General features: G+C 64.6%; 19 protein-coding genes. 8 read left to right on the plus strand and 11 right to left on the minus strand.

The genetic code is table 11. From position 1 onward, the window contains the following. Positions 1 to 75 precede the first annotated feature (75 nt). From ACERI1_RS02590 to ACERI1_RS02610, 5 genes are all read right to left on the minus strand, one after another. Positions 76 to 1,422: a PQQ-binding-like beta-propeller repeat protein gene (locus ACERI1_RS02590; protein WP_373616463.1), complete on the minus strand. Its 1,347-nt coding sequence runs from the start codon at positions 1,420 to 1,422 to the stop codon at positions 76 to 78. A 138-nt stretch (positions 1,423 to 1,560) separates the two neighbouring features. Continuing rightward, positions 1,561 to 2,199 (minus strand): MaoC family dehydratase, encoded by a 639-nt coding sequence (locus ACERI1_RS02595; protein ID WP_373616464.1) that lies wholly within the window; start codon positions 2,197 to 2,199, stop codon positions 1,561 to 1,563. Positions 2,200 to 2,396: 197 nt separating this feature from the next. Then, the gene (locus ACERI1_RS02600; protein ID WP_373616465.1) at positions 2,397 to 3,224 is read right to left on the minus strand and encodes an alpha/beta fold hydrolase; all 828 of its coding nucleotides are present in this window, start codon (positions 3,222 to 3,224) and stop codon (positions 2,397 to 2,399) included. A gap of 178 nt (positions 3,225 to 3,402) precedes the next feature. Beyond that, complete coding sequence (locus tag ACERI1_RS02605; protein ID WP_373616466.1) at positions 3,403 to 4,974, minus strand: uracil-xanthine permease family protein; 1,572 nt, start codon at positions 4,972 to 4,974, stop codon at positions 3,403 to 3,405. 81 nt (positions 4,975 to 5,055) lie between these two features. Next, a complete protein-coding gene (locus ACERI1_RS02610) occupies positions 5,056 to 7,245 on the minus strand; it encodes a VWA domain-containing protein (protein ID WP_373616467.1) in 2,190 nt (729 codons plus the stop codon). A 34-nt stretch (positions 7,246 to 7,279) separates the two neighbouring features. Here ACERI1_RS02610 and cobN point away from each other — a divergent pair, with 34 nt between their 5' ends. From cobN to ACERI1_RS02625, 3 genes are read left to right on the plus strand one after another with little or no spacing between them, the layout of a single operon-like run. Continuing rightward, on the plus strand, positions 7,280 to 11,176 hold the full coding sequence (gene cobN, locus ACERI1_RS02615) for a cobaltochelatase subunit CobN (RefSeq protein WP_373616468.1): 3,897 nt from the start codon (positions 7,280 to 7,282) through the stop codon (positions 11,174 to 11,176). A gap of 51 nt (positions 11,177 to 11,227) precedes the next feature. After that, positions 11,228 to 11,974 (plus strand): precorrin-8X methylmutase, encoded by a 747-nt coding sequence (locus ACERI1_RS02620; RefSeq protein WP_373616469.1) that lies wholly within the window; start codon positions 11,228 to 11,230, stop codon positions 11,972 to 11,974. Next, positions 11,971 to 12,810 (plus strand): cobalt-precorrin-7 (C(5))-methyltransferase, encoded by an 840-nt coding sequence (locus tag ACERI1_RS02625; protein WP_373616470.1) that lies wholly within the window; start codon positions 11,971 to 11,973, stop codon positions 12,808 to 12,810. Before ACERI1_RS02620 ends, ACERI1_RS02625 begins: the two co-directional genes overlap by 4 nt. A gap of 304 nt (positions 12,811 to 13,114) precedes the next feature. Here ACERI1_RS02625 and ACERI1_RS02630 read toward each other — a convergent pair whose 3' ends face one another. Continuing rightward, positions 13,115 to 13,537 (minus strand): SRPBCC family protein, encoded by a 423-nt coding sequence (locus ACERI1_RS02630; RefSeq protein ID WP_373616471.1) that lies wholly within the window; start codon positions 13,535 to 13,537, stop codon positions 13,115 to 13,117. Between the two features lie 209 nt (positions 13,538 to 13,746). Between ACERI1_RS02630 and ACERI1_RS02635 the strand changes: the two genes are divergently transcribed. Then, a complete protein-coding gene (locus tag ACERI1_RS02635) occupies positions 13,747 to 15,588 on the plus strand; it encodes a formate/nitrite transporter family protein (protein WP_373616472.1) in 1,842 nt (613 codons plus the stop codon). 288 nt (positions 15,589 to 15,876) lie between these two features. Next, on the plus strand, positions 15,877 to 16,851 hold the full coding sequence (locus ACERI1_RS02640) for an aldo/keto reductase (protein ID WP_373616473.1): 975 nt from the start codon (positions 15,877 to 15,879) through the stop codon (positions 16,849 to 16,851). 29 nt (positions 16,852 to 16,880) lie between these two features. On the opposite strand, the gene ACERI1_RS02645 is transcribed toward ACERI1_RS02640, so the two are convergent. The 3 genes from ACERI1_RS02645 to ACERI1_RS02655 form a co-directional block, all read right to left on the minus strand. Next, a complete protein-coding gene (locus tag ACERI1_RS02645) occupies positions 16,881 to 17,777 on the minus strand; it encodes a universal stress protein (protein ID WP_373616474.1) in 897 nt (298 codons plus the stop codon). A 394-nt stretch (positions 17,778 to 18,171) separates the two neighbouring features. Then, on the minus strand, positions 18,172 to 18,711 hold the full coding sequence (locus ACERI1_RS02650) for a CBS domain-containing protein (RefSeq protein WP_373616475.1): 540 nt from the start codon (positions 18,709 to 18,711) through the stop codon (positions 18,172 to 18,174). A gap of 158 nt (positions 18,712 to 18,869) precedes the next feature. Continuing rightward, complete coding sequence (locus tag ACERI1_RS02655; RefSeq protein ID WP_373616835.1) at positions 18,870 to 19,223, minus strand: DUF555 domain-containing protein; 354 nt, start codon at positions 19,221 to 19,223, stop codon at positions 18,870 to 18,872. 306 nt (positions 19,224 to 19,529) lie between these two features. On the opposite strand from ACERI1_RS02655, the gene ACERI1_RS02660 reads away from it, so the two are divergent. Together ACERI1_RS02660 and psmB are read left to right on the plus strand one after the other, a co-directional pair. Continuing rightward, the gene (locus ACERI1_RS02660; RefSeq protein ID WP_373616476.1) at positions 19,530 to 19,700 is read left to right on the plus strand and encodes a hypothetical protein; all 171 of its coding nucleotides are present in this window, start codon (positions 19,530 to 19,532) and stop codon (positions 19,698 to 19,700) included. A 161-nt stretch (positions 19,701 to 19,861) separates the two neighbouring features. Next, positions 19,862 to 20,593 (plus strand): archaeal proteasome endopeptidase complex subunit beta, encoded by a 732-nt coding sequence (gene psmB / locus ACERI1_RS02665; protein WP_373616477.1) that lies wholly within the window; start codon positions 19,862 to 19,864, stop codon positions 20,591 to 20,593. A gap of 144 nt (positions 20,594 to 20,737) precedes the next feature. Here psmB and ACERI1_RS02670 read toward each other — a convergent pair whose 3' ends face one another. Continuing rightward, complete coding sequence (locus ACERI1_RS02670; protein WP_373616478.1) at positions 20,738 to 21,862, minus strand: Gfo/Idh/MocA family protein; 1,125 nt, start codon at positions 21,860 to 21,862, stop codon at positions 20,738 to 20,740. Between the two features lie 351 nt (positions 21,863 to 22,213). Between ACERI1_RS02670 and ACERI1_RS02675 the strand changes: the two genes are divergently transcribed. After that, entirely contained in the window at positions 22,214 to 22,909 is a 696-nt protein-coding gene (locus tag ACERI1_RS02675; protein WP_373616479.1) for a ThuA domain-containing protein, read from the plus strand. On the opposite strand, the gene ACERI1_RS02680 is transcribed toward ACERI1_RS02675, so the two are convergent. Further along, positions 22,906 to 23,757: a translation initiation factor eIF-2B gene (locus ACERI1_RS02680; protein WP_373616480.1), complete on the minus strand. Its 852-nt coding sequence runs from the start codon at positions 23,755 to 23,757 to the stop codon at positions 22,906 to 22,908. The two genes, ACERI1_RS02675 and ACERI1_RS02680, sit on opposite strands and share 4 nt — an antisense overlap. Positions 23,758 to 23,785 lie beyond the last annotated feature (28 nt).

The following is a 23,785-nucleotide window of genomic DNA, read 5'->3' on the forward strand; positions in this document are numbered from 1 at the left end:
GTCTGGTATGACAGTACAGGACGTGCTACCGGCGAGACACCACTGGCAATCGACGGCCCGATATCATTGACTCGCTCACTCGGTGGCCACGAGCTTGTAGCCGCCGCCGTCGGTGTCGATCCCCTCGTCCGTCGGGCCCTCACCGTCTTCCGGCGGGTTCGGCGCACGTTCGGCGTAGTAAATCGCGCTGTCGATCACGCGCGGCGTACTCGAGACGATGCCGTCGTTGTCGACCGTCCAGACGATCTCGCCGGTGCGTTTCTCGAGCGCGTAGACTGTCCCTCCTCTCGAGCCAACCAGAACACGATCGTCGCAGACGGTCGGACAACCGTAGAGCCAGCCGTCCGTCTCGACCGACCAGTGGCGCTCGCCGGACTGGGCATCGAGGGCGTACAGGTTGCTGTCGTGACTGCCGATGAAGACCGTATCCAGCGTGGGATCGATCGCCGGCCCCGACATCACGAGATCCCCCGTCTCGAACGACCAGTCTTCGGAGCCGTCCTCGAGATCGACCCGGTAGACGCGGTGGTCCCACGAGCCGAAATAGGCTCCACCGTCGTAGGTCGCGATCGGCCCCTTGATCTCGCCGTCGTTATCGCGAGGCTCGGTTTCGAACGACCACTGGAACTCGAGGTCTGGATAGGACCATCCGTAGAGCACCCCGTCGTTCGAACCACACACGAGGCGACCGGCGGCGAGGTCGATCGCCGGCGTCGAGTGAGGGTGGTCGGTGGGCCGGCCCTCGGGATCTTCCCAGACGACATCCCCGGTTTCCGCGTCGACGACGAACGTGCTCCCCTCCGGATCGGGGTACTCGACTGCCACGACGAGCCGTCCGTCGTGATACAGCGGGCTCGAGCCGATCGAGCCGCCGAGTTTCGTCTGCCAGTCGATATTGCCCGTCTCAGCGTTGACGGCGTAGCACACGCCGTCGTACGCGCCAACGTAGACGCGACCGTCGGCGACCGCCGGCGTGCCGTGGATCCCTCTCCCCTCGGTGTCCGTCCCGGTTCGCCAGCGCTCCTCACCGTCGGCGTCGAGGGCGATGAGATAGCCGGTGTCACCCGGGAAGACGACCCCGTCGTCCGGAAGCGGGACGGCGCTGGCCTTCGCTGCAGTGTGCGACCCCGTGTTGAGTTCGTCGAACCGCCAGTCCTGTGTCACCTCGTCGGGTACCGTCGCGTCGGGGTAGTAGCCCCACCGCTCGAGCGAGTGTCTGAACTGGGCGACGCCGCCGGGAACGGTCTGCTCGAGGCCGGTCTCGGCGAGGGGGATCTCGTCGGTTCTGCCTGCCCCGCCTTGGCCGAGACAGCCTGCGAGCCCGGCGATCGATACCGTCGCGCCGCCGACCGCCTGCAGCACCTGCCGGCGACTGTGGCTTGTCCGTCGTCGCCGGTCGGTCACGTGCGAGTCGTCCGTCATCGTCACGACGCTCACGCCCGAGAAGCACCTGCTTTGTGTTTTGTCGACACGTCGCCGGAACGAGAGATTCGCCGGCTACACTGTCACTACCGGTCGATCGCGCCCTCTCCCGTTCGGGTAGAGGGTGGTGGGGGACGGCTACTCGAGTTCGTTGATCATGACGACGGCCTCGCCGTCGATGACCGTCTCGTCGCTCTCGTCGACGACCGTCGTGTGCAGCCGGAACCGATCGTCGCCGAGGTCTTCGATGATCTCACACGCTGCCGTGACCGTCTCACCGATCTCGACCGGTCCCGTGAACTCGAGGTCCTGCGAGAGGTAGACCGTCACGCCGGGAAAGCGGGCCAACGCGGCGCTAATCGTCCCGGCGACGAGCGTGCCGTGGGCGATTCGGCCGCCGAACTGCGTTTCCTCGGCGAACTCGGACTCGAGATGGAGCCGGTTGGCATCGCCCGAGACCTGTGCGAACGCGGTGACGTCCGTGTCCGCGATCGGCTTCCGAAAGCGAACGTAGTCGCCGACACCGAGTGCGTCGGCATCGTCGGTCGAGCGTTCCATGGTCCAGTTCTCGTCGCCGAACGCGATTTCGCCGACCGCCCCCGAGGTCGTCGTGTCTGTGTCGGACGAGGGTTCGCGCGAGCGCGTCAGCCCCATTGCCGCGAAGAGGGCGTTGTTGGCTTCGACGTAGCTGTTGAAGACGTGTTTCGAAACACTACTCCAGTGGTCAGTCGGTGGTACGGGGTCGACGCTGCTGGCGTCCGGGCGTTGGCTACTCATAGGCCAAGGGTGTGCTCAACTAGCGGTGCCGTCGCCTTTGTGGTGGTGCCAAATCACATTGGAACGACCACGACTCGTGTGACCCCCATCCGATCTCGGACTCTCAACCGACCGCTCCGATTCGTGGTACCGGGCCACTCCGGTGGAGCAACCGGACCCGACTCGAGCCGAGACCGCTGTTCGATGACTGGTGCCGGCTAGGCCGCGGAGAGGGAGTCGAGAAAGTCAGCCGCGGTCGCGTTGAACGCACGCGGGCGGTCCTGATTGACCAGATGGCCCGAGTTGGCCAGTTCCACGCGTGCGCCGTTGGCGACCGCTGCGGCGATCTGTGCACCCTGTCGCTTGACGAGCGGGGCCTCCTGTTCGCCGTGGACGACGAGCGTCGGCGTCTCGACGCCAGTTAGCTCAGGTGGGTCGTACCGGTAGAGCGCGTCGAAGATTTTGCGATACTCCGCCGATGGGATGTCACCGACAGTGTCGATCGCCTCGGCTCTGACCGCGGAGTCGACCGACAGCCACCGCTGGCCAGTCGTCGCCTGAATCGACTGGAGCATCGACTGGAAGGTCCCCGCCGAGCCCGTCATCGACAGCGATGCGGACACCGCCGGCAGCGGCGACCAGAACGGCTTCATCCCCGTCGGCAGTTCGACCGGCGGCATCGACCGCACCGCCCCGCCAAGGATCGCACCCGCCGCACGATCCGGGTGGCGATCCAGATACTCCTGGACGACCATCGACCCCAGAGAGAGCCCACAGCAGATCGGCCGCTCGACCTCGAGGTGTGAAAACAACGCCTCGAGGTCGTCAGTGAAGAGTTCGATCGAGTACTGGTCGGCGTCAGTTGCGCCGGTGTTGCCGTGGCCGCGAACGTCGAGCGTGATAGTCCGGTACTCGTCGGCGAAGTGTTCGACCTGTGGCTGCCAGGCCGTTCCGTCCATCCACCCGCCGTGGACGAACACCAGCGGCTGGCCGTCACCGGTCGTCTCATAATGGATCGTCCCGTCGTCGAGCTCGAGTGCTGCCATACAGTGGTTGGTGGCTGCTCGCTCTTAGAACACCGGGTTGCGGTAGCACGGACTGAAAACCGGGCTACGAAGGTATGTTTATACGACCGATCCCCGCTTATACTGTCTGACAACAGTCAGTGAACACTCGATCGTGTCTCGAGTTCGATCGATGTGTGAGCCGTGTTGTCCGGCAGTATTAGTCATCGGCTTCGGTTCGAATCCAGCGGTCCCAGACCGAGTCGAATTCGGAGTCGTCTTCGGAGATGCGATCCCACGCCGCGAGACCGCGTTCCTCGCGAGTTCCCGGGACCGTGTTGTCGAGGACGAGCGCCGCAAGTCCGCCGACGGCCATCCCGGTCGAGCCGATGATAAAGATAGTGTCGACGACGGCCTGTGCCGCGGCTTCGACTCCAGCCGCGACAGCCGTGTTCGCGAGGCCGGTCGCGCCGATCATGGCCTCGAGCCCGACGGCGTCGCGGAACGCGATCGTGCTCTCGAAGTTGCCCATGTACGCCGGGATCGCCAGCCCGACGAAGAGGGCGAAGCCGATGATGAAGGTGTTGCGCGAGGAGTCGAGATCGACGTGACGCAGGTTCGAGATGCCAACGGCGACGATCTGGCCGAACATGGCGATAAAGAGTCCGCCGACGATCGGATCGGGGATCGTCGCGATCAATTGTCCGAAGTAGCCGATGAAGCCGACGAACAGCATGACGACGGCACCGATCTGGACGACGTACCGGGAGGCGACGCCGGTCAGGCCGATCGCGCCGATATTTTCAGAGTACGAGGTCGAGCCGGCGGTCCCCATGATTCCCGAAAAGACGTTCATCAGCCCTTCCATGCCGATGCCGTGGTTGATCCGCTTCTCGCTTGGCGCGCCCGCCCCCGAGATGTTTGCCACCGCGTAGTAGTCGCCGATACTCTCGACGATCGAGGCCAGCACGCCGGCGAACATCCCGATGACGAACGCCGTCGTAATCTCTGGCGTTCCCCACTGGAAGGGATAGATCGGCAGCAGCGGTCGGGTGGCTGCGACCGCGCCGAGATCGACATAGCCCGGGTGCCCGTCACCGATCACACCTCCCACCGAGAGGGACGCCGCGGCGACCCAGGCGATGACCAGCGCGAGAATCACCGGATAGAGCCGGAACGCTTTGTGTTTGACGTCGAGGTACTGTGAGAACAGCAGGATGAGCCCGAGCGTGAGTCCGAGCAAGAGCCAGCTCTGCTCGTCCGTCGTGATCTGCGGGGCGCTGAACAGCGACAGACCGATCAATGCGATCGTCGGCGCGATGACCACCGGGGAGAGATACCGGCGGAGTTTCCCGACCAGTCCGAAGTAGCCCATCGCAACCTCGACGAGTGCGGCGACGATAATCGCCCCCTGAAGCTGTACCAGCGCGGCCTCCCAGCTCGGTTGGCCCGAAACACCGCCGGCGGTGACGACGCCGACGATGGCCAGCGCCGGCGCGAGCATCGAGAACGGCGCGCCCTGGACGATCGGATACCGGTTGCCGAACGTCGTCTGGGCGAGCGTCGCGATTCCAGAGACGACGAAGAAGGTTCCGATGAACCGGGCGGTCACGCCGGGTGGCATTCCCATCGCGTCAGCCAGGATCAGCGGCACCGCGATGTTCGCGCCGACCATCGTCAGGTAGTGTTGGACTCCAAGCACCACCGATTCACCCAGCGGCGGCTGTTCGTCGATTCCGTATTCGACCGCATCACCGACGGATCCGTCGGCGACTTGCTCATCCCCCGTCATCGATTTCCGTCGGATAACAGCCGAGGGAGTTCAAAGGGGTGTTGATCCGCCTTCACCTTCGTTTCGGGCGGTTGTCCTGTCTTATGAGCGCTGGCTCTCGTCGGCCACGCGCTCGGCGGCGGCCCGAACCCGTTCGACTGACAGTCTCGAGAGATCGACCACCTCCCCGTCGGTCTCGTTCGCGACGAGTTCCGAGAGGCCGGCACGGGAGTCGTCACCGGCGTCGACGACGATCACGCGCGTATCATCCATTGCGAGCGCACGAGCTGCCTTGCGAGTCGCAGCCGTCGGACTCCCGTCGGCGACGTTCGCCCGACCGTCGGTGACGAGGACGACGACCGCGGCGTCGGTGTCGGCACGCTCGAGGACCTGCCGCGAGGTCTCGAGTCCTGCCGGCAGCGGTGTTCGATCGCCCGAAGGGAGGTCCTTGAGGTGGCGGGCGGCCAGCGAGACGCTGTCGGTCGGCGGGAGCAAGACGTCGGCGTCCTCGCCGGCGAAGGCGACGAACGCGACCTGATCGCGGTGTTCGTAGCTGTCGCGCAGTAACTCGAGGACGACGCCCTTGGCGGTCCGCATCGCCGGGCGCATCGAGGCACTGGCGTCGACGGCAAAGACGATGGTCACCGACGTCTCGCCGGCCCGAACCGACTGCCGGAGGTCCTGTTTTGCGACGCGGGACTCGCCGCGAGCTGCCGCCGACCGGACCGACGCCGCGGCGTCGATTGAGCCCTCACCCGAGGCGGGCTCGGTACGGACGCGCGCACCACGGTTGTCCGTGCTCGGTGCCGTACTCGCCCGCGACCCCGTCGCGGTCGGACCCTCAGTGCCGTCGATGGTCGGCGTCTCGAGGTCCGGCGCCGCCGCCTCGCCGATCTCGGCGCGTTGCTGGCCTGGGACGAGCGGCTGGGCGGTTTCGTCCTCCTCATCGTGGGGTGACTCGTCCGACTCGGAGTCCCGATCGCTCGAGTCGTCGTCCGATCCTCCGTCGCCGGTCTCAGCCGGTGACTGATTCGCTGGAGCCGGTTGCTCCCCGCGCTCCGGTCCCCGTTCGGGGCCGTCGTCGCTCTCCTCGCCATCGCCGCCGTCGCTCGCGTCGTCTGCCGCCTCGTGGTCGCCACCTTCGTCTCCTTCCCCGGCTTCGGGTTCCAGATCGCTCTCATCGCCGTCGCCGTCACCGTCACCGTCATCGTTGTCCCCGTCACCCTCGCTGTCGGCCTCATCCGGCGATTCCTCGTCGAAGCGGTCCTCGAGCAGATCGTCCAGATCCGGTTCGTCCTCGAAGGGGGTGCTCCGGAGCCGGTGAGGGAGCGTGTACGTCGCCGCCTCATGGATGTCCGACTCGATGACCGTCTCGCGGCCCTCGAGTGCGGCCAGCGTCATGGCGGTTCGAGCCGTCGCGACGTCGCCCCGGTGACCGTCGACGCCGGCTGCGAGACAGAGGTCGGCGATCTCGGCTTTGAAATCGTTCGGGAGCTCGACGTTTGCGAGGCGCTCGCGGGCCGCCGCGAGGTCGTCACGAAGGGCTGCAACCTCGTCGGCGTACGCTGTCGCTGGATCCGGATCGCTGCCTGGTCCGTCGTCGAGGTCGAGCGTCCGATCGATAATCTCGACGCGGTCGTCAATCTCGCGACAGCCCTCGACGGTGGCCTGCAGCGCGAAGCGATCGCGCAGTTGGGGCCGAAGTTCGCCTTCTTCGGGGTTCATCGTCCCGATCAGAGTGAAGTCCGCCGGGTGGGAGACGCTGATCCCGTCGCGTTCGACGGTGTTGACGCCGCTGGCGGCCGCATCGAGGATCACGTCGACGAGGTGGTCGTCCAGCAGGTTGACCTCGTCGACGTAGAGAATCCCGCGGTTCGCGCGGGCCAGCAAGCCGGGATCGAAGTCGGCCTCGCCGGCCAGCGCGTCCTCGACCGAGAGGGTGCCGACGACGCGGTCTCGCGTCGCACCGAGCGGGAGAGTGACGAGCGGAACGGGTCGCGTCTCGACCGGTAACTCCTCGGGGTCGCGCTCGCGGCAGTCCTCGCACTGCTGGCTCGAGTCGTCGGGCGAACACCCATATGGACAGTCGGCGACGGCCCGCTGTTCGGGCAGGAGATCGACAAGCGCCCGTACCGCGGTGGATTTTGCGGTCCCTTTCTCGCCCGTGATCAGGGCACCGTCGAGGCCGTCGTTGGCCGCGACGGCGAGCAACACTCGTTTCAGCTCGTCCTGTCCGACGATCGCCGGAAAGGGGAGTGACGACAGCTTTTTGCCCCCGGCGTTTGCAACCATACTTGCGCTAATACAATAGAGGTTTAAAAGTACGATGACACGGATCGGGATCTATACTGCGACGGAAAACGAACTCGGCTCGATCGGACAGGCCGCCGAGCGCCTCGAGGGGATCGAGCTGGTCGTCCGCTCGGAGAGCGACCTCGACGAGGAAGCCGACGTCGAGGAGTTCGTCGAGGAATTGCGCGACGCCGCGGCAGCGATTTTCTGGCTGCATGGGGCCGAAGACAGCATGCCGGGCTACGACTACGCGACGGGCGCGCTCGAGGACGCGGGCGTCCCGCTGATCGTCAAGGCGACCGGCGACGCCTACGCCGTCGAGGACACGACGGTCGCGACTGAGCACCGCGAGCTGGCCTACGACTATCTCGAGAAGGGCGGCACGATCAACGTCGCGAACCTGTGTCGGTTCCTCGCTGCCGAGTACGAGGGCCGGGACGTCGACTACGACGAGCCCGCCGAACTCCCAACGGAGGGCGTCTACCACCCCGATCATCCGGGGATCGAGTACGAGGAGCTGCTCGCGACCCACGACCCGGACAGGCCGACGGTCGCGGTCTGGTTCTACGAGTCCCACTGGACCCACGAGAACACCCGCTATGTCGACGCGCAGGTCCGCGCGCTCGAGGAACAGGGTGCCAACGCCCTGCCGATCTTCTGCAATCCGGCGACGGATACGGACGAACAGGAAGACGCCGAGTGGGTGACCGACAACTGGCTCTTGGACGATGCGGGCAAGCCGGTCGTCGACGCCGTACTCTCCTCGTTTATGTTCTCGCTGTCGATGGACGAGCGTGGCCGCAGTGCCGATGACGAAGGCAGTTCTGCAGAGGACGTTTTCCTCGACCGACTCGGCGTGCCAGTCCTGCAGACGGTCACCACGATGCGCTCGCGGTCGCGCTACGAGTCCAGCGATACGGGCGTGATGGGATTCGAACTCGCCCTTTCGGTCGCGCTGCCGGAGTTCGACGGCAACGTGATTACGCACCCGATTTCCGGCAAAGAGCGCACCGACGACGAGGCCGGTATCGGCTCCGCGCCGAAACACCACTTCCCGATCGAGGATCGAATCGACCACGCCACGCGGCTGGCCGTCAACTGGGCCGAACTGCGACATACACCAAACGAGGACAAGCAAGTCGCCGTCGTCCTCCACAACTACCCGCCGAGCGACGACGGGATCGGGACCGCGTTCGGCCTCGACTCGCCTGAGTCGACCGTGAACCTGCTCGAGGAACTCGACGCTCGCGGCTACGATTTAGGCGACGATATGCCCGAGGACGGCCAGACGCTCGTCGAGAAACTGACCGCCCAGCTCACGCTCGAGGATCGCTGGGTCGCACCGGAAGACGTCCGCGATCTCTCGGTCGACGTGGTTGCGCCGGACACCTACGCGGACTGGTTCAGCAACACCGACGAGCGCTTCCAGGAGAACATCATCGAGGAGTGGGGCGAGGTCCCCGACCGACCGTTCGCGATCCCCGGTGTCGAGTTCGGCAACGTCCTCGTCACCGTCCAGCCGCCACGCGGGTTCGGGATGGACCCTTCGAAGGTCTACCACGACTCGGACCTGCAGCCACCACACGACTACTACGCGTTCTACGGCTGGCTCCGGAACACGTTCGAGGCAGATGGCGTCGTGCATCTCGGAACCCATGGGAGCCTCGAGTGGCTCCCCGGCAAGACGGTCGGCCTGAACGGCGCGAGCGCGCCCGACCAGCTGATCGACGACATTCCGAACGTCTACCCGTACATCGTCAACAACCCCGGTGAGGGGACCCAGGCCAAACGCCGCTCGTATGCCGCCATCGTCGACTACCTCACGCCGGTCATGCGAAATGCTGGGACGTACGACGAACTCTCTGAACTCGAGGAACTGGCCAACCAGTACCGGGAGGCAGGGATGGAAGACGCCCGCGCCGACGACGGCGAGCATCTCGAGACGCTCATTCGAGAGAAAGTCGCGGACCTCGATCTCGCAGTCGAACTCGGTATTGCGGGCACGATCGACGAAAAAGCCGACGTTCGTGGACCCGACGAGGCCGGCACCACGCTCGCCGAGGGCGACGTGGACGGCGACGACCTCGCGATCGATGACCTCGTCGAACGCGTCCACGAGTATCTCACTGACGTGAAGACGACCCAGATCCGGCTGGGACTGCACACGATGTCCGAGCCGCCGCAAGGCGAGCGCCTCGTGGAGTACCTCGTCGCGCTCACGCGCCTCGAGAACCCCGGTTCGCCGAGCCTGCGCGAGAGCGTAGCCGGTGCGCTCGGTGTCGACTACGAGACGATGCTTGACTCGCCGGGCACCTACGACGACGACCTGGGCATGACCTACGCCGAGGCCGCCGATATCGTCTACGAGACCAGCGTCGACCTGCTCGAGACGCTGGCCGCACACGACTTCGACGTGCCGGTCTCCGAACTCGAGGGCGGGCCGGACGACGAGGTCAACATCAACCTCATGATCGTCGACCTCGAGACGATCGGCGACGCGAAGGCCAAACCGGGTGCCCACGACGACCTGCGCGAAGTGCTGGCGTACGTCTGCGAAGAGGCTCAGCCGCGCGTGCAGGGAGCCGAAGACGAGATTCCGCGCACCGCCGACGCGCTGTCCGGCGAGTACGTGCCGCCGGGCGGGTCGGGTGCACCCACCCGCGGCGGCGTCGACCTGCTGCCGACCGCGCGGAACTTCTACACGCTCGACCCGCGGAAGGTGCCCGCGAAGGCTGCCTGGCAGGTCGGGAAGGAAGTGGCGGAGGGGGTCCTCGAGCGCCACCACGACGAGAACGACGAGTACCCCGAGGAGATCGGTGTCGTCGCGTGGGGAACCCCAACCGTGCGCACGCGCGGTGAGACGATCGCCCAGGTGCTCGCGATGATGGGCGTCGAGCCCCAGTGGACCGATGCCGGTCGGATCGACGACGTCGAGCCGATCCCGCTCGAGGAACTCGATCGGCCGCGGATCGACGTGACGACGCGCGTCTCCGGGCTGTTCCGCGACGCGTTCCCCGCGGCGGCAGGCGTCATCCACGACGCTGTCGACGCGGTCGTCGATCTCGACGAACCCCACGAGATGAACTACGTGAAGAAACACGTCGAGGAGGAGGCAGAGGAGTTGCAGGACGAGGAAGACCTCGACGAGAGCGACGCGCGAAAAGCAGCGAAACACCGCGTCTTCACGACCACACCCGGCGGCTACGGTGCCGGGACGAACAAGGCCGTCGACGAAGGGAACTGGGACGACCGCTCGGACCTCGCGAGCGTCTACGTCCAGTGGGGCGGCTACGCGATGGGGTCGCGCGGTCGCGTCTCGGACGCCCACGACGCCTTCGAGCGCCGGCTATCGAGCGTCGACGCCACCGTCAAACTCGAGGACACGATGGAGCAAGACGAGTTCGACTCCTCGGACTGGTATGCCTTCCACGGCGGCTTCATCTCAGCCGTCTCCGAGATCTCGGGCGAGGAACCGGCTTCCTACGTCGGCGACTCCTCGGATCCGGACAACGTGGACGTCTACACCAACGAGGAGAAGGTCCGCAAGGCCATGCGCTCGCGCGTGCTCAACCCCGACTGGCTCGAGTCCATGGAGGAACACGGCTACAAGGGCGCGGGCGATCTCTCGACGACGGTCGACGTGACGCTTGGCTGGGACGCCACCACCGGTGTCGTCTCGGACACCCTTTGGGAGGAGGTCGCCGAGAAGTTCGCCTTCGACGAGGAGCGCCAGGAGTGGATGCGCGACGTGAACCCGTGGGCGCTCGAGTCCATCACGGATACCTTGCTCGAGGCCATCGACCGGGATCTCTGGGACGCCGACGACGAGACGATCGACCGACTGCGCGATATAAATCTCGAGGTCGAAGGCGATCTCGAGGCACAGACGACCAACGAGGCCGTCGGCGCGGAGGTGACTACCGATGATTAACGAAGATGTTCGTCCGAGAGCCGATATGCGAGCCACGGAGAGTGATACCCGATGAGCGACAGTCAGGAGTTCGAGAAGGAGTACGCCGATCTGGGCGCAACGACACAGAACGCGATGGACATCGCGGAGACGAGCATGGACATCGTCCGGCAGTTCGTGCCGGACGAGACGCTCGCGGACCGGGTTCGACAGAAGTCGGTGCACTCGATGGGCGACATCGAGTTCCAGCATCTGATCGAGTTCACCGGCGGTGACGACCTCGGCGACGACGAGGATGCTCCCGTCCGAGCGGGCGCGCGAGCCGTCCTCGAGGAGGCGACCATCGTCACGGACATCACGATGTCGAAAGCGGGCATCACCGGCCGCGGCCACAACTGCGAGAAGCGCAAGGCGATCGGTAACGGGACCGAACTGGCGAAGGAGACGGGAATGACCCGGACCGCCGCCTCGGTGCTCGAACTAGACAAGCAGGGCGTCTACGACGGCGCGATCGCGACGATCGGTAACGCGCCGACGGCTGCGTTCGCACTTGCCGACTGTATCGAAAACGGTACCCGGCCGACCGCCATCGTCGCGACGCCGGTCGGCTTCGTCAAAGCAGAGGAGAGCCGCCAGCGCATCCGCGAGGTCAGTGAGGAGTACGACGTGCCGGCGATTACAAACGTCGGTCGCCGCGGCGGGAGCGGACTCGCCGCCGCGCTGACGAACGAACTGATCCACGTCGCCAAAGACGTGCGAACGGACGACCTCGAGCTAGACCTGACGGCTGCCGATCGGGCATCGCTGGAGGACGAATGAGCGACGAGTACGACCTCGATGCCGGGCCGGACCCGGCGACGTTCGCAGCCGCAACGGCGGAGCCAGACATCGATGAAGCGGCGGACGATCCCGTCTACGCCGTCGGCGTCGGTCCCGGGAATCAGGAGTATCTTACCCCGCGGGGCGAACGCGCGATCCGCGAGGCCGACGTCGTCGTCGGCTTCACGACGGTCGTGGAGTTCGTCGAAGACCTGACCGACGCCGACCTACTGACCTGCGGGTACAAAGACGAAGCCGAAGCACTCGAGGAATTCGGCGAGCGCGTCGCTGCCGGCGAATCGGGTACTGCGGTCGCGATGGGCGATCCGAATCATTCTGGGTATCAGTTCGTCGGGAAGGTACAGGACGCTGTAGAACAGGCTTCTACAAGCCCTGACTCGCAAGCTCGTCAGGACGCGGTCGAGTCCGAGGACCCCGAGATTCCGGTTCGCGTAATTCCGGGCATTTCGGCGATCCAGATGGCCGCCAGCCGCGCCCGGACGCCGATGGAGGACACGGAGTTCGTCACGCTGCACAAAAGCGGCGACCTCGAGTCCGACATGGATCGCCTCGTCGATGCCGTCACGGACGACGAGCGCCATCTGCTCACGTTGCCCCGGCCCTACGACCGGATGCCCGGCGACATCGCCGCTACCTTACTCGAGGCGGGTGCCGACCCCGACCTCGAGGCGCTGGTGCTCGAGAAGCTGACTCACGACAAGGAGGAGATCCATCGGTTCACGCTGGGGGGGCTCTCGGAACACGCCGGCGGGAACGGACCCGACGAGACGCCGTTTTCCGATCTGGTCGTGCTCGCGGTTCGACAGCCGGTGTAGTCGCCGCTGTCGTAGCGGGTCGTATCAGCAGTTTTCTCCGGTGGCCGACGAATAAGCGGGACGGACTCACGGCGATCGCAGCGCGAACGTACGTGACGGACCCGACGCTCACCGGCCCAGTGTACCGGAGGTGTTTTATGGCGGCCCAAGAGAGGTGCGGGTAGACGGCACGGTCAGACAGTTACCTTTCAGCGCCCGTGGTTTCCACGTGCGTTCACCTGCTGACCTACCCCGTCTTTCCAACATCCACGAGCGGTTGCTATTGCGATCGCGAAAATACCGACAACCAGCCAGAGACCTGTTTCTATTGCACAGCCACGGCGTCGTCCTCGAGCAACGTCTCGAGGTTCTCCAGAGCTCGGAGGCTGACCGGCGTGTATCCGGCCTGATGGAGCGGCAGTTCGAACGCGACCCGGCAGCGCCCATCGCCGAGGTCGTCGACGCGATGACCGGCGGCCGGAATCCCGGTCACGCGCCAGGTCCACCGCCGCTCCGTACACGACGTGATCTCGAAAGGGACCCAGACGCCAGGCAGTCTAACTCGGCCGGTCGTTCCGGTTCGGATCCGGCGATCCGTCGACTCGACGCCGTGGATCGTCGGCGACCAGTCGGGCCATGTCGTGGTGTCGATAAGTGCGTCCCAGGCGACCCCTGCGGGGATGGACATCACGTGCGAGACCTCGAGCCGACGGCCGTCCGGCGTTCGCGTGGTCCGAACTCGAGTCATATCTCATACTACGCGGGCCCGACGTATGTGGGTTGCTGCGAGCACAGGATGGTCGACAGCCGCCTCGAACCGGAGCGATCGTCGCTCGACGATCAGTTCGGTGGCTGTCGGGCCGGACTCGATCTACCGACCGATAACATTCACGATCGGTTATGTGTCATGACGGCAGATGCTAAACGCTTAGTTCCTCTAGAGGCGCGTACCTGATAATGAACACGCCCGATTCGCCCGATCAGCCGCAACCAGACCGCGATCCCCCCGAACAGGAACAGGTTAGAGAGGCAGTCGAGCGCTCACGGAGTGGCGCTCCAGCGGTCGGTGCGGTCGTCCGCGATCGCTTCTCCTCCGACGAGATCTTCCAGCGGATCGTCGCCGCGGCCGACGAGGAGATTACCTCCGGGAGTCGCGAACTGTTCTTCAGCGGCCTCGCCGCCGGCTTCGCGATCACCATCACCTTCCTGTTGTACGCGTCGCTAACGGCGTCGACCGACGGGCATCCGATCCTGAGCAAGCTCCTGTACCCGCTTGGTTTCATCTACATCATCATCGGCGGCTACCAGCTCTACACTGAGAACACGGTGCCGCCCGTCGCGCTAACCATAGAGCGGCTGGCCAGCATCCCCGCCCTGTTGCGCCACTGGTCGATCGTCCTCGCGGGCAACTTCGCGGGCGGTGCCCTCGGTGCGGTCGCGCTGACGTGGGGTGGGGTCTTCGACGAGCCAGCGGCCACCGCAGCGATGGAACTGGCCGAAAAGGGCGTCGCAACGCCGTGGTGGTCGCTGTTCTCCAAGGCGGCGTTCGCGGGTCTGATCGTCGCCGGTGTCGTCTGGATCGTCTACGCCTCACAGGACACCATCTCGCGGCTCGTCGTCGTCTACATGGCCTTCCTCGCGATCCCGCTTGGGAATCTGTTTCACGTCGTCGTCTCCTTTACCGAGATGGTCTACATCGTCCTGGCCGGTGAACTCGCTTTGCTGGTCGGCATCACCGATTTCGTCCTGCCGGTCTTGCTCGGCAACACCATCGGCGGTATCGTACTGGTCACTGTCGTCAACTACTTCCAGACAAGTGAGCATCGCCTCGAGTCGGCCCGCTTCGAGGGCTCCGACCGCCAACTCTCGATCCGGGAGTGGCTGTTCGGGAACTACGTGGGCCGGTCGTACGTGCCGTTGATCGACACCGCCGAGACTCACGCGACCGGCAACGGTGACTACCGCGTGGTCGTGCCGATCGCGAATCCGCGAACCGAGTCGACGATCGTCGACCTCGCCTGTACCCTGGCCAGTGGCCACGAGAACGCGACGGTTCACGCCGTCCATATCGTCCAGATGCCGGGCCGTGCCTCGATGCGCTACGGGGCCGGCCAGACCGACCGAATCGTCTCCCAGTCCGAACAGCGGATGGAAACCGTCCGCCAGCGAGCGCGATCCTACGACGTCGACTACGAGACGTCGACGGTCGTCTCCCACCGCTCGTTCGAGGACGTCTTCCACACCGCGGAACGCGAGCGCGCCGACCTCGTGGTCCTCGGCTGGGGTGACGATCGACCGTGGGGCGAGGGGCGTGCCGAAGGCCGGCTGGACGAACTGACCAGTAACCTCCCCTGTGACTTCCTCATCCTCAAGGATCGGGATCTGGATACCTCGCGTGTCCTCCTCTCGACCGCTGGCGGACCGGATTCGGATCTGAGCGCCGAGGTCGCGCGGACGCTTCGCGACCAGGCCGACGCGGAGATCACGCTCCAGCACGTCGTCGCCAGCCCGGCCGACCGCGAGCGTGGCGAACAGTTCCTCACCGAGTGGGCCACAGAACGCGACCTCGAGGACGCCGAGATCGTTGTCGACGACTCCGGCGACGTCGAACGGGCAATCTGTCGACAGGCCGAAGATCACTCGCTCATCCTCATGGGCGCGACCGAGGAGGGTGTAATCTCGCGGCTGATGAGCGACTCACTGCACATGGACGTCGTCAACGAGGTCGACAGTTCGGTGTTGCTCGCCGAGCGACCGAGCGATCGTACCGTCCTCCAGCGGCTGTTCGGCCACTGGTAGCTCGGTTACACGTCTCGTCGCCGTTTTCGCGTCCAAAAAACGGACACGGCATTCGGACGTTGGTGACCGATCTCCGATGCCGTTGCGATCAGTTGCGGGTGAACACGTTCTTGATTCGCGAGACGATACCGTTGTCGTCGGTGCGGTTCGTCTCTCGATCGTCGTGTTCGTCCGCCAGAGGCACGCGGGCGTACGATCACCGTTCCACTAAAAACGACGGGGATCCGACAGCTGTCGTCGATTGTGTTACCACGTACTGTTTTTTCACCCGCCCGCGTACGGCCTGTTATGGAGTATACGACCCTCGGTTCCACCGGAATGGAAGTCAGTCGCATCTGCCTGGGCTGTATGAGCTTCGGCTCGAGCGACTGGCGCGAGTGGGTCTTAGACGACGAAGAGAGCAAAGCGATCATCGACCGGGCGATCGACCTGGGGATCAACTTCTTCGATACCGCGAACATGTACTCGAAGGGCGAATCCGAGCGGATCTTAGGTAAAGCGCTCGAGGGCCACCGCGAGGAGTCGGTCGTCGCCACGAAGGGCTACTTCCAGATGCGCGAGGACGACCCGAATTCGGGTGGCCTCTCCCGAAAGGCGATCGAACAGGAACTTGCGGCCAGCCGCGAACGACTGGGGATGGACACGATCGATCTCTACCAGATTCACCGCTGGGATGACGAGACACCGATCGAGACGACGCTGCGCGCACTCGACGACGCCGTTCGTCGTGGTCACGTTCGCTACATCGGTGCCTCCTCGATGTGGGCCCACCAGTTCGCCGACGCGTTACACACGAGCGACCGGTTCGGCCTCGAGCGGTTCGTCACGATGCAAAATCACTACAACCTCGTTTACCGCGAGGAAGAACGCGAGATGCTGCCGCTCTGTGCGAAGGAGAACGTGGGCGTCGTCCCGTGGTCGCCGCTGGCCCGTGGCTATCTGACGCGCCCCCACGAGGAAGTCGACGCGACGACCCGCGGCGAGACCGAGGAGCACCTGTACGACCACCCCTATCGCGACGGCGGTGGGCCGGAGATCAACGACCGCGTCGCGGAAGTCGCCGCCGATAAGGGCGCGACGATGGCTCAGATCGCCCTCGCGTGGTTGCTCCACAAAGACTGGGTCGACGCCCCCATCGTCGGGACGACCAGTGTCGAACACCTAGAGCAGGCCGTCGAAGCCCTCGAGATCGACCTGTCGGCCTCGGATATGGCCTATCTCGAGGAGCCCTACGAGCCGGTGCCGGTGTCCGGTCACAGCTAACTCGGTTCGGGAGCCGAGTTCAGTGGTTCCTATTCGTCGGCCGCTTCGTTCGAGGAGACCGCGAGAACCGGGGCCGATGCGTGTCTGAGCAGCCGTTCGGTCGTGCTTCCGAGTAACAGCCGATCGAGGCCGCTTCGACCGTGCGTTCCCATCACGACCAGATCGATCCCGTGGTCGTCGATGTACTCGAGCAGTTCGGTGCCGGGCCGACCCTCGAGCACGGCGGTCGTAGCCGCCAGTCCATCCTCTCGAGCCCGCGCTGCGATCTCGTCCGTCGCGTTCTGGCGCTCGGTCTCGAGCTGCTTCACGATCTCCGTCGGCGGTGAGAGTGTGGGACTGGCCGCCATATCACCGGTGTCGAGGACGGTGACGGCGTGGACGCGCGCATCGGCTGCGCGTGCGAGCTCGAGGCCGTGGTCGACTGCGGCCCCTGCGGCGTCGCTGCCATCGGTCGGGACGAGGATCTCTTCGTAGCCGTCGCTCGGCTCGGCCTGTTCGGTCCCTCGAACGGTCAGGACGGGGCAGTCTGCGTTGCGAACGACGTGTTCAGTGACGCTGCCGGCCACGAAGCGACTCACACCACTTCGACCGTGGGTCCCCATTACGATCAGGTCGGCGTCGATATCAGCCGCGTACGAGATGATCTTCTTTTTGGGTTCACCCTCGAGAACCGCAGTCTGAACCGCGATCGAGTCGTCGGCCATCGTCTCGATCGCCTCGACGGCGCGTTCGGCACCGTCCTCGAGTTGGCTGATGAACTCTTTACGGACGCTGCCGGAACTGAGCAGGCCACTCGCGGCACTCGTGTCGACGACGCTGACCGCATGGACCGTGGCGTCGAACCAGTCTGCGAGCGTCAGGGCCTGCTCGACCGCTCGAGCGGCGTGGTCGCTCCCATCAGTCGGGACGAGAATGGTATCGTACATGAACGAACGTACTCGAGATTCGCCTCGCAACCGCATAAAGGCGGTTTGCCGTTCCCGATCGCTGCAAGTGTCGGTTAAAATCCAGCGACGAGAGCGACGCCCACCACGGCATGCCAGTCGACGGTGGCAGCCACGTATTTCGGCTCGGATGTCGGGGCCGGTGGGCGACGGACGATCGCATCCCACAGAAACACCGTTGCGACCACCGCGCCGGAGCAGTCCGACGGTGAATGCTACCGAAGGATGGAGTCCAACAGCGGCTCCGACGAGCAGTGCTGCAAGCATCCCGCCGAGAAGACGATCGTAGTTGTCGATAGGTCTGTCGTCTTTCAGACTCGAGACGGAAACGGAACCGCACAATTGCCGGTTTGGCGAGCGTCGGCGGTCGGACCGATCAGGACAGCCGTGCGGCGATGTCGGCTTCGGTGATGATACCGACGGTTTCGCCGGCCTCGGTGATCATCACGGCCTTGTAGTGCTCGAGCAGGTTGCTGATCTCGTCCAGCGTGGCGTCTTTCGAGACGGTCGGGAAGCTCTCGCTCATGTGGTCTTCGACGGGTTCGTCGCGGGCCTCCGAGTCGAGGTGGACAAGATCGGTCTGGCTGATCGAGCCGACCGGAATCCCGTCCTGGATAACCGCAAGCTGTGAGTAGGCTTCTTCTTCCATCTTCCGGGCGGCCTCGCTGACGGGGTCATCGGGAGAGACGTTAACGACGGCCTCGTTCATCAGGTCTTCGGCGCGGATGACGTCGCTTTCGGCCTTCTCCAGGGCGTTGACGATTCGCCGGAGCGTCGAGAGGCGCGGATCGACGTCACCACCCTCGATCCGGGCGATCAACGGCTGGGAGACGTCGGCGGTCTCCGCGAGTTCGCTCTGAGTGAGTCCGAGTTCGGTACGGCGTTGCCGGAGGTCGGCAGGCGTCGGGAGTTCCATATCGTACAATAACTACGGGTTATAGAAAGAACTTTGGGTGGGTCCACCACCCCACACCGGCCCGCGCCGTAGACGATCGAATGCCAGTAAGACGATAGCAGTCGCAAAAGACGGTCGAGTCTACACGACTGACCTTCGGATAGCGGTATCCGTCGGTATTATTCGTCGTCCGGAACTTCGACGACCTCGACGACCGACAGTGGGACATCCCGCAGTGCCCCGCCGACCTCGCTCTTTGCGATCCGGGAGGCGTGTTCCTCGCTATCAGCGTTGAAGACCTCCATCTCGAGTCCGAGGCCGACGAGTGCGGTGTCGGCTGCAATAAAGGCGGAGTCGAACGGTTCGCCACAGGCCGGACAGCCCGTCGCGCCGACCTCGACCTCGACGTAGTCCATGTCTTCGCTGTTGAGTCGCTTCCCGGCTTCGCTGACGGCGACACCGATCGCGTCGTCGATCTGCTCGACGTCACGAACGAGCCATGCCGCTTCCATCGCGACGAGATAATTGCCCATACAGCGTAGTCGGTCCGGGGGGTTTCCTGTCTTGCGGTTCGTCGGCGCTGTCGCCCGCTCGACGCGCGCGCCGCCGATTCCGACGCGCACGTCAGTCGGATGATTCCCATAAGTTACGAGAAATCCCCGGATCAATTGCCGTCGACATACCCGTACATCGACGCGAGTGTGACTCGAGTTGCTCCCACCACAACTGTAGTTGAATCGCAAGCAGGCGCCGACCCAATAGCTAATTAACAATCATTATGTATTCTATGTTTCAGCAATGCTTATATATGGCCTCCGTCTGAGCACGACTGAACGCTGATGATATCCCGCGCGTACCACGCGACGCTGTTCGCACTGTACCAACTCTGTATCGTGATCGGCATCGCGGCGATGCCGCTCGCGATCGCCGCCCGACAGGCCGGGTTCACCCTGCCGATCCACCGCGTCCTCGCCACCGTCGAAGACGCGTACGAAGCCACGCAGCGCTGATCGACGCTGACTGATTTTCGGACCGCTGGCCGACGAGCCACCGCCCTCGCGGGCACACGCCGAATAGTCGCTTTGAGCCGCCGCTCTGCTCGCCGGACGGAAGCGGAAACGACGGTGGTGACCGCCGGTGTTTTATACCGTCCCGGCGTACGACTCGGGTAATGCGTACGCCCACACACGACTCCGATTTCTCCCGGACGGTCGACCAGTTGGCCGACGATCCGAACCCCTACGAGCCGGAGCTCGGCTCCCTCCCGCAGAACGATCTGACCCAGGCTGATCTGGACAACGTCAACAAGACCGGCACGACGACGATCGGCATCTCGACCGCTGACGGCGTCGTCATCGCGACAGACATGCGCGCCAGCCTCGGCGGTCGCTTCGTCTCGAACAAGAACGTCCAGAAGGTCGAACAGATCCACCCGACCGGCGCACTCACCCTCGTCGGCAGCGTCGGTGGCGCACAGTCGTTCATCTCGAGTCTTCGCGCGGAGGTCAACCTCTACGAGGCCCGCCGCGGCGAGGGGATGAGCATCGACGCGCTCGCGACGCTTGCGGGTAACTTCGCCCGCGGCGGCCCGTTCTTCGCCATCCACCCGATTCTGGGCGGTGTCGACGACGAAGGCAGCCACGTCTACAGCATTGACCCCGCCGGCGGCGTCATGGAAGACGACTACACCGTCACCGGCAGCGGGATGCAACTGGCCTACGGGCACCTAGAGCAGGCCTACGAGGAGGACATGTCCAACGAGGAAGCCAAGACGGTCGCCGCCCGCGGCATCAAATCCGCCGTCGAGCGCGACACCGGCTCCGGCAACGGCGTGTTCCTCTGTGAGATTACCGACGAGGGCGTCGACATCCACGGTCATCACGACTTCGACGAAGTCCTCTAAACCGGTCGAAACGGGCGGATTTTCCGATTTTGTCCTGCGACCAGTGGCGGCGCTCTTCGATCAGTTCCCGTCGGTACCATGTCAAGTCGCGTTCGATAGCGTCTGGAACCCCATGCCGAAACCTGCGCTTCGAGAAATCGCCGGTCAGTCGAGTCGCGTCGCTTCCTCGAGTTGGGCGTCGCTGACGCGAGCGTCGGCGAGCGTCACCGACCGTTCGGCCTCGTTCGAGCGATAAATCGCGTCGATCACGCGCTGGACGGTCAGCGCTTCGTCGATGGTGTTGGTCTCCGGTGGCACGCCGGTCGCGACGGTCTCGAGGAACGCCTCGTCCTGTTCGGCGTAGCCGGTCAGCGTGTCGTCGGCGCTCATGCTGACGTCGGCGTAGTGATCGCGACCGGTCGTGCCGGCCTCGAGAACCCGAAGGTCGGTGTCACCGATATCGAACTGGGCACCTGCCTTCGTTCCGCGAACGCGGAAGTCCATGCTCTCCTCGCGGTTGGTCGCCCACGCGGCCTCGAGCGAGATCGTCTGACCGCCGGCACAGCGGATGAAGGCGCTGACGGAGTCGTCGACCTCGTAGCGTTCGGCATCGGCATCCCAGTTGTCACCGAACCCGTCGGGATCGGCGTACTCCTCGCGCGTTCCGAACGTGGTCCGCGTGACACCGCTGACTTCGACGATCTCGGGAAAGTCCAGCGCGTAGAGCGCGAGATCGAGGGCGTGAACGCCGATGTCGACCAAGGCACCGCCGCCAGAGAGTTCGGGGTCGGTAAACCACGAGCCGGGGCCGGGGACGCCACGTCGGCGGACGTAGTTGGCTTCGACATGGGTGAGCTCGCCGAACCGGTCGCGGGCCCGTTGTTCCTCGAACATGGCCATCGATGCGGCGTGACGGTTGTGGAACCCGACCATACAGATGCCCGCCGATCGAGCCGCCGCCTCGGCGATGCGTTCGGCGCTCTCGAGGGAGTGAGCGAGGGGTTTCTCCACGAGGACGTCCAGTCCTGCCTCGAGGGCTGCGACCGCGATGGGTTCGTGAAAGCGGTTGGGCGTCGTCACGATGACGGCATCGACCGTCTCATCCGCGACGAGTTCCTCGTGCGTTTCGTAGGTCCGTGCGTCGAACTCGGCAGCGAACCGCTCGCGTTGCTCCGGGACAAGATCGACGCCGGCGACGACCGCTGCGCCGAGGTCGCGAACACTTCGCGCGTGGAGCGTCCCCATTCCGCCGAGGCCAACGATTCCGACACCGATGTCGTCACCGATCATTGCCACCCCTCCGCGGTCGCTACAGCGAAGCAAAACGTGTCGTGAGAAACAATCGATTTCGCTGTCGTTTGTGCTCGATCCTGTTCCATAGGAAGTGGCAGTCGGCGATCGAAATAAGGGTTATGACCGATTAATCTATACAGGCGTGCTGTATTTCACCTATTATTATACTATTGTGGTCTCCATTTCAAATTTATTGAAAGTTCGTTATCTCCCATTCGGCAATTTTCGCCCACGATCCAATCGGAAGAATTCATTGATAGGCTGCTGTTCTCGATCGGTGGATCGCACTTGCGCAGCCATCCGACGACGACCGACAGTATAAGCCATCGGCGGGTGGACAGGATTGCCATGGTCGCAGTCACCATCTGGAACGAGTACCGCCACGAACGCGAGGACGACGCGGTCGCTGCTGTCTATCCCGACGGGATCCACGCGACGCTTGCCGATACACTTGCCACAGACCACGAGGTTCGAACCGCGACGCTCGAGGAGCCGGCCCACGGGCTCACCGACGATGTCCTCGCATCGACTGACGTCTTGGTGTGGTGGGGCCACGACGCCCACGAGGACGTCGACGACGCGGTCGTCGACCGCGTTCAGGAGCGTGTACTCGAGGGTATGGGCTTCGTGCCGCTTCACTCGAGTCATTACTCGAAGCCGTTCAAACGACTCATGGGGACGTCCTGTAGCCTGCAGTACCGCGAGGACGGCGGCACCGAGCGCCTCTGGGTGGTCGATCCTGGTCATCCGATCGCCAACGGGCTCGACGAAGCGATCGAACTCCCGGAGACGGAGATGTACGGCGAACCGTTCGACGTTCCCGAACCCGACCGATTGGTATTCGTTAGCTGGTTCGAGGGTGGCGAGGTGTTCCGGAGCGGCTGCTGTTACCAACGCGGAAAAGGGCGGATTTTCTACTTCCGTCCCGGCCACGAGACGTATCCCATCTACGAGAACGAAGCGATCCAGCGGGTCCTCCGAAATGCGGTCGCGTGGGCTGCCCCGCCCGAGGGCTCGCCGCGGACGTTCGGCGAACGAGACTAGAACGTCTGGCGGCCTTCGTCCGTAATGACACTTTCGAGCAACGCGACCGGCGTCGCGTCGTAGGCAGGGTTTGCCACGTCGAACCCCTCAGCGGGTTCGGCCATGACCTCGCTGGCCGACCGGAACTCGTTTTCGAAAACGAATCCCTCGCCGACGAGCTTCGAGGCCGAGCCGAGGACGGTCACTGGCACGTCCAGCCGGTCGGCCGTCGACGCGATCGGGAACGTGCCGACGCGATTGTAGAGGGTGTCGTCGACGATACAATCCATGCCGACGACGACCCGGTCACACTCCTCGAGGTAGAGCCCGTGAGCGCTGTCGGTGATCAGCGTCGCCTCGACCCCCTCGAGGTCGGACAGCGCCCGAGCGGTCTTGCGTCCGATGTACCGCGGGCGGGCTTCAGTGACGTAGACGTCGAACGTCTTGCCGGCCTCGACCGCCTGCTCGATGGCCTCGAGCACTGTCGAAGAGTAGTCGTGGGTCAGCAGCGTTGCACCGTCCTCGAGGACGTCGACGGCGTTTTCGGCTGCCAGTCGCTTGCCGGATTCGATCCGTGCGACGACCGCCTCGATCGTCTCGCTCGTGAGCCGTTTTGCGTCCGCGACGCTGTCGGGATCGGCGTCGGTCACGTCGCCGACGATCTCCCGGACGGCGTTCTGTAAGGAAGCGTGCGAGGGGTTCGCCCGCCGCAGGACAGTGCCGTTTCGCTCGAGCGCCCGCGTATATTCTTCGACGGTAGCGAACTCTCGGTCGGTCAGTTCCTCGAGGGCCTGCGCTGCGCGGACCGCAACCACCGAGGAACTGTGCGTCTGCATCTCCTGAATTTCCTCGGCCGTCTCGTCGATCATACTGTGATGGTTTCCCGTCAGCGGCAAA

This window comes from Natrinema sp. HArc-T2 (assembly GCF_041821085.1).
In the GTDB taxonomy this organism is placed as follows: Archaea; Halobacteriota; Halobacteria; order Halobacteriales; family Natrialbaceae; genus Natrinema.